This window comes from Pseudomonas qingdaonensis (assembly GCF_018398475.1).
GTDB classification, from domain to species: domain Bacteria; phylum Pseudomonadota; class Gammaproteobacteria; order Pseudomonadales; family Pseudomonadaceae; genus Aquipseudomonas; species Aquipseudomonas palmensis.
In genome coordinates this window covers 1,965,306-1,975,271 of sequence record NZ_CP074676.1, presented here as the reverse complement: position 1 = coordinate 1,975,271, position 9,966 = coordinate 1,965,306, and the positions used below count along the sequence as shown (strand labels likewise).

Sequence of the window (9,966 nt, the reverse complement as noted above, 5' to 3'; positions counted from 1 at the left end):
CTCCTGGTTATGAAATCAGCTTCTCGAGCTCTTCAGCTGATAAACGTTTGAGGGCAGCCAAAGATTTAGCCAATTCGTCCTCCACCGGCTGGGTGTCGACCTGCAAGGCTTGCACGCTGGCGCTGAACGCCAGCAGATCCTCGGCAATGAACAGGTCCTTGAGCGGTACCTCCAGTCCCAACTGCTCGCGCAGGCGCACGATCACCTGGGTGGCCAGCAGCGAGTGCCCCCCGAGCTCGAAGAAGCTGTCGGCCAGGCCGACCTGCGCGCAGCCCAGCACCTGCTGCCAGATGGCGGCGATGCGCTGCTGCAGCTCGGTCTGCGGCGCCAGATACTCACGCTGCAACAGGCTCGCATCCGGCGCCGGCAGGGCGCGGCGGTCGAGCTTGCCGTTGGCCGTCAGTGGCCATTGCTCCAGGAACAACAAGTGCGTGGGCACCATGTAGTCCGGCAGTTCGGCCTTGAGCCGGGTTTTCAGGTCTTCCCGCAGGGCCGTGGGGTCGGCGGCGTTATCGTGGGGCAGTACATAACCCACCAGTTGCTGGCCGCTCGGCCCGTCCACCGCCAGCACCAACGCCTCGCGCACCGCAGCCTGTTGCGCCAGACGTGCCTCGATCTCACCCAGTTCGATGCGGAAGCCCCGGATCTTGACCTGATGGTCGATGCGGCCGACGTATTCGACGATGCCATCCTGGCGATAACGCGCCAGGTCGCCCGTGCTGTACAGGCGCTCGCCGCGGGCCGAGAACGGGTCGGGCACGAAGCGCGTGGCGGTGAGATCGGCACGCTTGAGATAACCACGCGCCAGGCCGGCCTGGCCCACATACAGCTCGCCGATGGCGCCTTTTGGCACCGGGTTCAGGTCGGCATCGAGCAGGTACCACGACAGGTCCGGGATCGGCTCGCCGATGGGGCTTGCCGCATCGCCGGCCAGATCGGCCAGCGACACAGGACGGTAAGTGACGTGCACCGTGGTCTCGGTGATGCCGTACATGTTGATCAGTTGCGGCTGCTGATCGCCGAAGCGCTCGAACCAAGGGCGCAGGCTATGCACGTCGAGAGCTTCACCACCGAATACCACGTAGCGCAGGGCGGGTTTGGCTGCTGCATTGGCGGGGGCACAGGCCACCTGCATCAGCTGTTTGAACGCCGATGGCGTCTGGTTGAGCACGGTGACCCCCTGCTCGCACAGCAGTTGGAAGAACTCTTCCGGTGCCCGGCTGGTGGCCTGCGGCACGATGACCAGCCTGCCGCCATACAGCAGCGCACCAAAGATCTCCCACACCGAGAAGTCGAAGGCATAGGAGTGGAACAGGCTCCACACGTCACTCGGCCCGAAGGCGAACCAGTGTTCGGTGGCGGCAAACAGGCGTAGCACGTTGTGGTGCGCGAGCAACGCGCCCTTGGGCTTGCCGGTGGAGCCGGAGGTGTAGATCACGTAGGCCAGGTTGGCAGGGTCAAGCGTCAGGCCTGGGTTGCTGGCGGCATAACCAGTGAAGTCATCGTCCAGCAGCAACGTGCGCACCCCGGCCGGCGTTGGCAAACCCAGGTGCGACTGGGCCAGCACCACACTCAGCCCGCTGTCCTCCATCATGTAGGCCAGGCGGTCCTCGGGGTACGCCGGGTCCAGTGGCACATACGCACCGCCGGCCTTGAGGATCGCCAGCAGGCCGACCACCATCTCCAGGCTGCGCTCGCAGGCCAGGCCCACCAGCACCTCTGGCCCGATGCCCTGGGCAATCAACGCATGGGCCATCTGGTTGGCGCGCTTGTTGAGTTCGCGGTAGCTGAGCTGGGCGTCACCCAGGGTCAGCGCGATGGAGCCCGGCGCACGCGCAGCCTGGGCTTCGATCAGTTCATGGAGGCAGCGCTGGCTGGCGAACTGCGCAGGCGCCGGGTTCCATTGCTGGAGGTTGGCCTGTTGCTCGCGGGCATCGAGCAACGGCAGTTCGCCGACGCGCTGTTGCGGGTCAGCGACAATCGCCTGCAGCAGGTTCTGCCAGTGCCCCAGCATCTGTTCGATGGTGTGGGCCTCGAACACGTCGGTGGCAAAGGTCAGCGAAGCCGCTATGCCCTCCTCACGCTCGAACACCTCCAGCGACAGGTCGAACTGTGCGGTATGGGTATCCCACTGCAACGCCTCCACCTGCAGGTGCGGCAACGGCTGCAGCCCCTGCCCGTTCCGGGTTTGCGCCTGGTAGTTGAACAGCACCTGGAACAACGGGCTGCGCCCCAGGTTGCGGCCCAGCTGCAGCGCCTCCACCAATTGCTCGAACGGCAGGTCCTGGTGCGCATGGGCCTGCAGGGTGGCCTGGCGCACCTGCTCCAGCAGCGCAGTGAACGCCTGTCGCCCGCTCACCTGAGCCTTGAGTACCAGGGTGTTGACGAAGAAGCCGATCAGGCCCTCGGTTTCCAGGCGGTTGCGGTTGGCCACCGGCACTCCGACACGAATATCGTCCTGGCCGCTATAGCGGTGCAGCAGCGCCTGGAACGAGGCCAACAACAGCATGAACGGGGTAACCCCGCACTCGCGGGCCAGTTGCAGCAGCCCGCGTGTCAGACCGGCGTCCAACGCCACATCGCGCCTGGCGCCGTGGAAACTGCGCTGGGCGGGGTGGGCACGGTCGGTGGGCAACTGCAGCGTCGGCTGCTCGCCCCCCAGTTGCTCCAGCCAGTAGCGCAACTGACGTTCGCGCTCGCCTGCCTCCAGCCACTGACGCTGCCACTGGGCGAAATCGGCGTACTGGATCGGCAGTTCCGGCAGCACCAGTTCCTGAGCGCTGATGCCAGCGCCATAGCGACGGATCAGTTCGTCGATCATCACCTGCATCGACCAGCCGTCCGAGACGATATGGTGCTGGGTGAGCACCAGTACATGGTCGTCCTCGGCCAGGCGCAGCAGCTTGACCCGTAGCAGCGGCCCCTGGTCCAGGGCAAACAGGCGGCTGCTTTCAGCCGCGACACTAGCCTGGATCTGCGCCGTGCGATCAGCCACATGCGCCAGCACCTCGAAGTCGATAGGCAGCGGCGCCGCTGGGTCTATGACCTGCCTGACATGGGCGTCCACCTGGACGAACCGGGTGCGCAACGGCTCATGCCGCGCAACCAGCGCATCGAAGCTGCGCTGCAACGCCGGCACATCCAGCGGCCCGCGCAGGCGCAGGGCCGCCGGCAGGTGATAGGCACTGCTCTGCGGGTCCAGCTGCCAGAGGAACCACTGGCGCTCCTGGGCGTAGGACAGCGGCAGCGGCACGCCGCGTTCGACCGCGACCAGCGCAGGCTCGTCAATGCGCTTCAATGCATCCAGCGTGGCGACGAAATCCGCCAGGCGACTGTGTTCGAACAGCGTGCGCAAGGCCACGTCGAAGCCCAGCACCTGACGCACCCGCGAGATCACCTGGGTGGCCAGCAGCGAATGCCCGCCCAACTCGAAGAAATCGTCGGTACGGCCGATACGCTCGCAGCCGAGCATCTGTTGCCAGAGGGCGGCGATCTGTTGTTCAAGTTCGCCCTGCGGCGCCACGTACTCGGCCTGCAGCAGGCTCGCATCCGGCGCCGGCAAGGCGCCGCGGTCGAGCTTGCCGTTGGCCGTCAGTGGCCATTGCTCCAGGAACAACAGGTGCGTGGGCACCATGTAGTCCGGCAGTTCGGCCTTGAGTCGGGTTTTCAGTTCTTCCCGCAGGGCCGTGGGGTCGGCGTCGTTATCGTGGGGCAGTACATAACCCACCAGTTGCTGGCCGCTCGGCCCGTCCACCGCCAGCACCAGCGCTTCGCGCACCGCAGCCTGTTGCACCAGACGTGCCTCGATCTCACCCAGTTCGATGCGGAAGCCGCGGATCTTGACCTGATGGTCGATGCGGCCGACGTATTCGACGATGCCATCCTGGCGATAACGCGCCAGGTCGCCCGTGCGGTACAGGCGCTCGCCGCGAGCCGAGAACGGGTCGGGCACGAAGCGCGTGGCGGTGAGATCGGCACGCTTGAGATAACCACGCGCCAGGCCGGCCTGGCCCACATACAGCTCGCCGATGGCGCCTTTGGGCACCGGGTTCAGGTCGGCATCGAGCAGGTACCACGACAGGTCCGGGATCGGCTCGCCAATCGGGCTTGCCGCATCGCCGGCCAGATCGGCCAGCGACACAGGACGGTAAGTGACGTGCACCGTGGTCTCGGTGATGCCGTACATGTTGATCAGTTGCGGCTGCTGATCGCCAAAGCGCTCGAACCAAGGGCGCAGGCTGTGCACGTCGAGAGCTTCGCCACCGAACACCACGTAGCGCAGGGCGGGCTTCATCTCGGCTTGCGCCGGCGCACAGGCCACCTGCATCAGCTGTTTGAACGCCGATGGCGTCTGGTTGAGCACGGTGACCCCCTGCTCGCACAGCAACTGGAAGAACTCTTCCGGCGCCCGGCTGGTGGCCTGCGGCACGATGACCAGCCTGCCGCCATACAGCAGCGCACCAAAGATCTCCCACACCGAGAAGTCGAAGGCATAGGAGTGGAACAGGCTCCACACGTCACTCGGCCCGAAGGCGAACCAGTGTTCGGTGGCGGCAAACAGGCGTAGCACGTTGTGGTGCGCGAGCAACGCGCCCTTGGGTTTGCCGGTGGAGCCGGAGGTATAGATCACATAGGCCAGGTTGGCCGGGTCAAGCGTCAGGCCTGGGTTGCTGGCGGCATAACCAGTGAAGTCATCGTCCAGCAGCAACGTGCGCACCCCGGCCGGCGTTGGCAAACCCAGGTGCGACTGGGCCAGCACCACGCTCAGGCCGCTGTCTTCCATCATGTAGGCCAGGCGGTCCTCGGGGTACGCCGGGTCCAGTGGCACATAGGCGCCGCCGGCCTTGAGGATCGCCAGCAGACCGACCACCATCTCCAGGCTGCGCTCGCAGGCCAGGCCCACCAGCACCTCTGGCCCGATGCCCTGGGCAATCAACGCATGGGCCATCTGGTTGGCGCGTTCGTTGAGTTCGCGGTAGCTGAGCTGGGCGTCACCCAGGGTCAGCGCGATGGAGCCCGGCGCACGCGCAGCCTGGGCTTCGATCAGTTCATGGAGGCAGCGCTGGCTGGCGAACTGCGCAGGCGCCGGGTTCCATTGCTGGAGGTTGGCCTGTTGCTCGCTGGCGTCGAGCAACGGCAGTTCGCCGACGCGCTGTTGCGGGTCAGCGACAATCGCCTGCAGCAGGTTCTGCCAGTGCCGGGCCAGACGCTCGATGGTCGCGGCGTCGAACAGGTCGGTGGCGTAGACCAGAATCGCCGAAAGGCCATCGGCCGTTTCCGTGGTGTCCAGCGTCAGGTCGAACTGTGCAGTGTGGTTGTCCCAGTCCAGACGCTCCACCTCCAGGCCCGGCAGTCGCTCGATGGCGCGCAGTTCACCGGCATCTTCGCTGTGGTGGTTGAACAGCACCTGGAACAGCGGGCTGTGTGACAGGCTGCGGCCCGGTTCCAGGGCTTCCACCAGTTGCTCGAACGGCAGGTCCTGGTGGGCCTGGGCCTGCAGGGTGGTCTGGCGCACCTGCTGCAGCAGTTCGGCGAACGACAGATCGGCACCAATCCTCGCCTCCAGCACCAGCGTATTGACGAAGAAGCCGATCAGGCGCTCGGTTTCAAGACGGTTGCGGCTGGCCACCGGCACCCCGACCCGCACCTGCGCCTGGCCGCTGTAGCGGTGCAGCAGGGTCTGGAACGAAGCGAGCAACAGCATGAACGGGGTCACTCCTTCGCGCTGGGAAAGCGCGCGCAGGCTACGGGCCAGTGCGGCATCGAGCACGATGTTCAGCTTCGCGCCCTTGAAGCTGCGCGTGGCCGGCCGCGGTCGATCGCTCGGCAGCTCCAGCACCGGCTGCTCGCCGCTCAGTTGCCGGCACCAGTAATCGAGCTGGCGCTCGCGCTCGCCGGCCTCCATCCACTGGCGCTGCCACTGGGCAAAGTCGGCGTACTGGATCGGCAGGGCCGGCAACTGAACTTCGCGCCCCTGGCTGTAGCCCGCATACAAGGCGATCAGCTCGTCGACCATCACCTGCATCGACCAGCCATCGGAAACGATATGGTGCTGAACCAGTACCAACACATGGTCTTGCGCCGCCAGCCGCAGCAGCCTGACCCGCAGCAGCGGCCCCTGGTCCAGGGCAAACAGGCGGCCGTTCTGGGCCTCGATACAAGCCTGGATCTGCGCCGCCGGATCGTCCCCTGCATACAGCACCTGGAGGTCGATATCGACACGGGCCTGCTCGGCAATCAGCTGACGCGGCTCGCCCTGCACCTCGACGAATGTGGTGCGCAGGCTTTCGTGCCGCGCCAGCAGGCTGTCGAAACTGCGCTGCAGCGCCGCAACGTCCAGCGCCCCGCGCAGGCGCAGGGCGGCCGGCAGGTGATAGGCACTGCTCTGCGGGTCCAGCTGCCAGAGGAACCACTGGCGCTCCTGGGCATACGACAGCGGCAATGGCCGGCCGCGCTCGACACAGGTGAACGGGGGCTCGCCGGCGGCCTGCCGCCCCCCCAGCGCTGCCACGAAGTCGCCCAGCCGGCTGCGCTCGAACAGGGTACGCAAGGCAACCTCCAGCCCCAGCACCTGACGCACCCGCGACACCACCTGGGTGGCCAGCAACGAGTGCCCGCCGATCTCGAAGAACGCATCGTCAAGCCCTACCCGCTCCAGCTTGAGCACGTCCTGCCAGATCGCCGCCACCTGTTGTTCCAACGCGCTTTGCGGCGCCACGTAGGTGTGCTGGGCCTGGCTGGCATCGACCGGTGGCAGGGCCTTGCGGTCCAGCTTGCCGTTGGGGCTCAGCGGCAAACGTTCAAGAAACAGCAGGTACGCCGGCACCATGTAGGCGGGCAGCACCGCGCGCAAGTGTGCGCCGATCGCTTCGCGCAACGCCGCCTGGGCCTGCGCCTCCAGTGCCTGGCGGCTGTCGCCGGGCACCACATAGGCAACCAGCTGCAGGCCGTCGGCAGCGGGCTGGGCCAACACCACCGCCTCGCGAATGCCCGGTTGTTCGAGCAGGCGCGCCTCGACTTCGCCCAACTCAATGCGAAACCCGCGAATCTTGACCTGATGATCGATACGCCCGGCGTACTCGAGCACCCCTTCGGCATTGAAGCGGGCCAGGTCGCCACTGCGGTACAGGCGCCCACCCGGCTGCGCGGCGAACGGGTCGGGGATGAAACGCTCGGCCGTCAGGCCCGGGCGGTTGAAGTAGCCACGGGCGAGCAACTCGCCGCCGATCACCAGCTCCCCCACCACCCCTACCGGCGTCGGTGCGCCGCTTGCATCCAGCACATGGAGGCTGCGCCCGCCGAGCACCCGACCGATCGGCATGCTCAACGGGGTGCTGCGCACACCGCTGACATAATCATCGCATTCGAGGGTGGTGACACAGACCGTGGCCTCGGTGGGGCCATAGGTGTTGAGCAGCGCCACCTGCGACAATCCGGCCTGGCGCCACGCTGCCACCCCTTCAGGTGGCATTGCCTCGCCGCCGATGTGCACGCGCCTGAGCTTGCCGTAATCGCGTGGGCCAGCGGCGGCAAAGTCCTTGGCCAGCAGGTTCCAGTAGGCGGTGGACAGGTCGGAAACGCTGACCTGCTTGTCGATGACCTCGTGGTAGTAGCGTTCGCTGTCCCAGAGTTCCTGGCCGCGCAGCACCACGGCAGCGCCGCAGATCAGCGCAGGGTAGAACTGCTCGACGAAGGCATCGAAGTTGAAGGTGGCAAACTGCAGGATCCGGTCGTCCGGCCCGAGCCTGGAGAACTCACGCGCGACCTGCGCATGCCCGGCCAGCGCCAGGTGGCTGATGCCCACCCCCTTGGGGCGCCCGGTGGAGCCGGAGGTGAACATCACATACGCCAGGTTGTGCGCATGGGCGGTATTGGCCAGGTCGCTGGCGTCGAGCTGGCGCCAGGCCGCATCCTGGTCCAGGCACAGGCTGCGCACCCCGCACGGCAGGCCCAGGCGCGCCAGCAACGGGGTCTGGGTCAGCACCAGCGGCGTGGCGCTGTCCTCGATCATGCACAGCAGGCGGTCCTGCGGGTACTGCGGGTCCAGCGGCACATAGGCGCCACCGGCCTTGAGCACCGCCAGCAGCCCGACGATCATGTCGATGCCGCGCTCCACCGCGATGCCGACCGGCACCTCCGGCCCTACCCCGCACGCCACCAGGTGGCGCGCCAGGCGGTTGGCACGCTGGTTGAGCTCGGCATAGCTCAGTTGCGTCGACTCGAAGATCAGCGCCAGGGCCTGCGGGCGCTGCGCCACCTGCGCCTCGAAACGCTGGTGCACGCGCAGGTCGGGACAGGTCAGCGGTGCACGCCCCCATTGCTCGAGCAGACACTCGCGCTCCTCGCTCGAGAGCAACGCCAGTTCGTCGAGGCGACACGTCGGGGTGGCGACCACGGCCTGCAGCAGGGCCACCCAGTGGCGTGCCATGCGCTCGATGGTCGCGGCCTTGAACAGGTCGCTGGCATAGGTCCAGGCCACCTGCAACTGGCCGCCCTGCTCGTAGGTGTCCAGGCTCAGGTCAAACTCGGTGGTACGGCTGCGCCAGTCGAGCATCGACAGTTGCAGGCCCCCGGCCAGCTTGAGCGCGGACACATCGGCCACGTGCGGCTGGTGGTTGAACATCACCTGGAACAACGGCGAATGGCTCAGGCTGCGCTCCAGTTGCAACCCTTCGACCAGGCGCTCGAATGGCAGGTCCTGGTGCGACTGCGCGCCGCTCACCGTGTCGCGGGTAGCCTGCAGCAACTCGAGAAAACTCATGTGCCCTGCCAGCGGGGTGCGCAACACCTGGGTGTTGACGAAGAAGCCGACCAGGCCTTCCAGCTCGCTGCGATTGCGGTTGGCCACGGGGCTGCCGAAGCGCACGTCGGTCTGCCCGGTGTAGCGATAGAGCAGCACGTTGAAGACCGCCAGCAGCACCATGAACAACGACACGTTGTGTTGCCGGGCAAAGCCACGCACCTGCTCGGCCAGCCCTGCGTCCAGCGTCAGGCAATGGCGCTCGCCGTCGAAGCTGGGCGACGAGGGGCGCGGGCAATCAAGCGGCAGTTCCAGCACCGGATGCTCGTCGCCGAGTTTTTCACGCCAGTACGCCAGTTGCCGCGCCTGCTCGCCGGCCTCCAGCCAGCGACGCTGCCACAGGCCGTAGTCGGCGTACTGGATCGGCAGCGCCTCGAACTGCGGCGCAAGGCCTTGGGCACAGGCGTCATAGCCGCGCGCGAACTCGTCGATCAGGATATTCATCGACCAGCCATCGGCGACGATGTGATGCAAGGTCAGCAACAGCACGTGCGCCTGTTCATCCAGCTTGAGCAGGCGCAGGCGCAGCAGCGGGCCCTGTGCCAGATCGAATGCACGCAGCGACTCCTGCTGCGCCTCGTGCTGCACCCGCGCTTCACGCGCAGCGGCCGGCACCGCGCTCAGGTCCAGTTGCTCCAGGCGCACCGCATGCTCCAACGGCACCTGCTGCACGCTGCCATCGGGCTGCGAGCGGAACACCGTGCGCAGCACCTCGTGACGCGCCACCAGCAGGCTGAACGCACGCTCCAGGGCCGCCACATCCAGCACGCCGTTCAGGCGTACCGCACCCGGCAGGTTGTAGGCGCCGCTGTGCGGGTCCAGCTGCCACAGAAACCACATGCGCTGCTGCGCATAGGACAACGCCTGGCGGTCCGGCACCTGGACCCCGGCAGGAATCGGGAACTGCGAAAAGTCCAGGCCTTCCTTGCTCAGGGCCTGCAGAAACAGGCTGCGCTTTTCCGGCGCCAGCTCGATGAAACGACAGGCCAGTTGGAGGGACTTCTCAGCATTCATCGAATGGTTTCCGTGCAGGGTGGATAGCGGGCAGCGCCCCGGTTATCCCTACGAAACGGATACACCCCAGGAAAAATTAAACACCGCCACGGCCCCCGTTCATTGCTCGCGGCTAAATCAGCCGTGCCGCTAGCCGTCTATCTAGGGAACCC

The 9,966-nt window shown here is 66.5% G+C and carries 1 protein-coding gene; it reads right to left on the bottom strand.

All coding sequences use genetic code 11. The annotated features are described in order from the left end of the window. Window positions 1-7: 7 nt before the first annotated feature. Complete coding sequence (locus KH389_RS27505; protein ID WP_213607242.1) at window positions 8-9,814, bottom strand: non-ribosomal peptide synthetase; 9,807 nt, start codon at window positions 9,812-9,814, stop codon at window positions 8-10. Window positions 9,815-9,966 lie beyond the last annotated feature (152 nt).

Excerpts from the sequence above, each read along its gene's own strand:
- KH389_RS27505 (WP_213607242.1), bottom strand. The coding sequence starts at position 9,814 with ATGAATGCTGAGAAGTCCCTCCAACTGGCCTGTCGTTTCATCGAGCTG.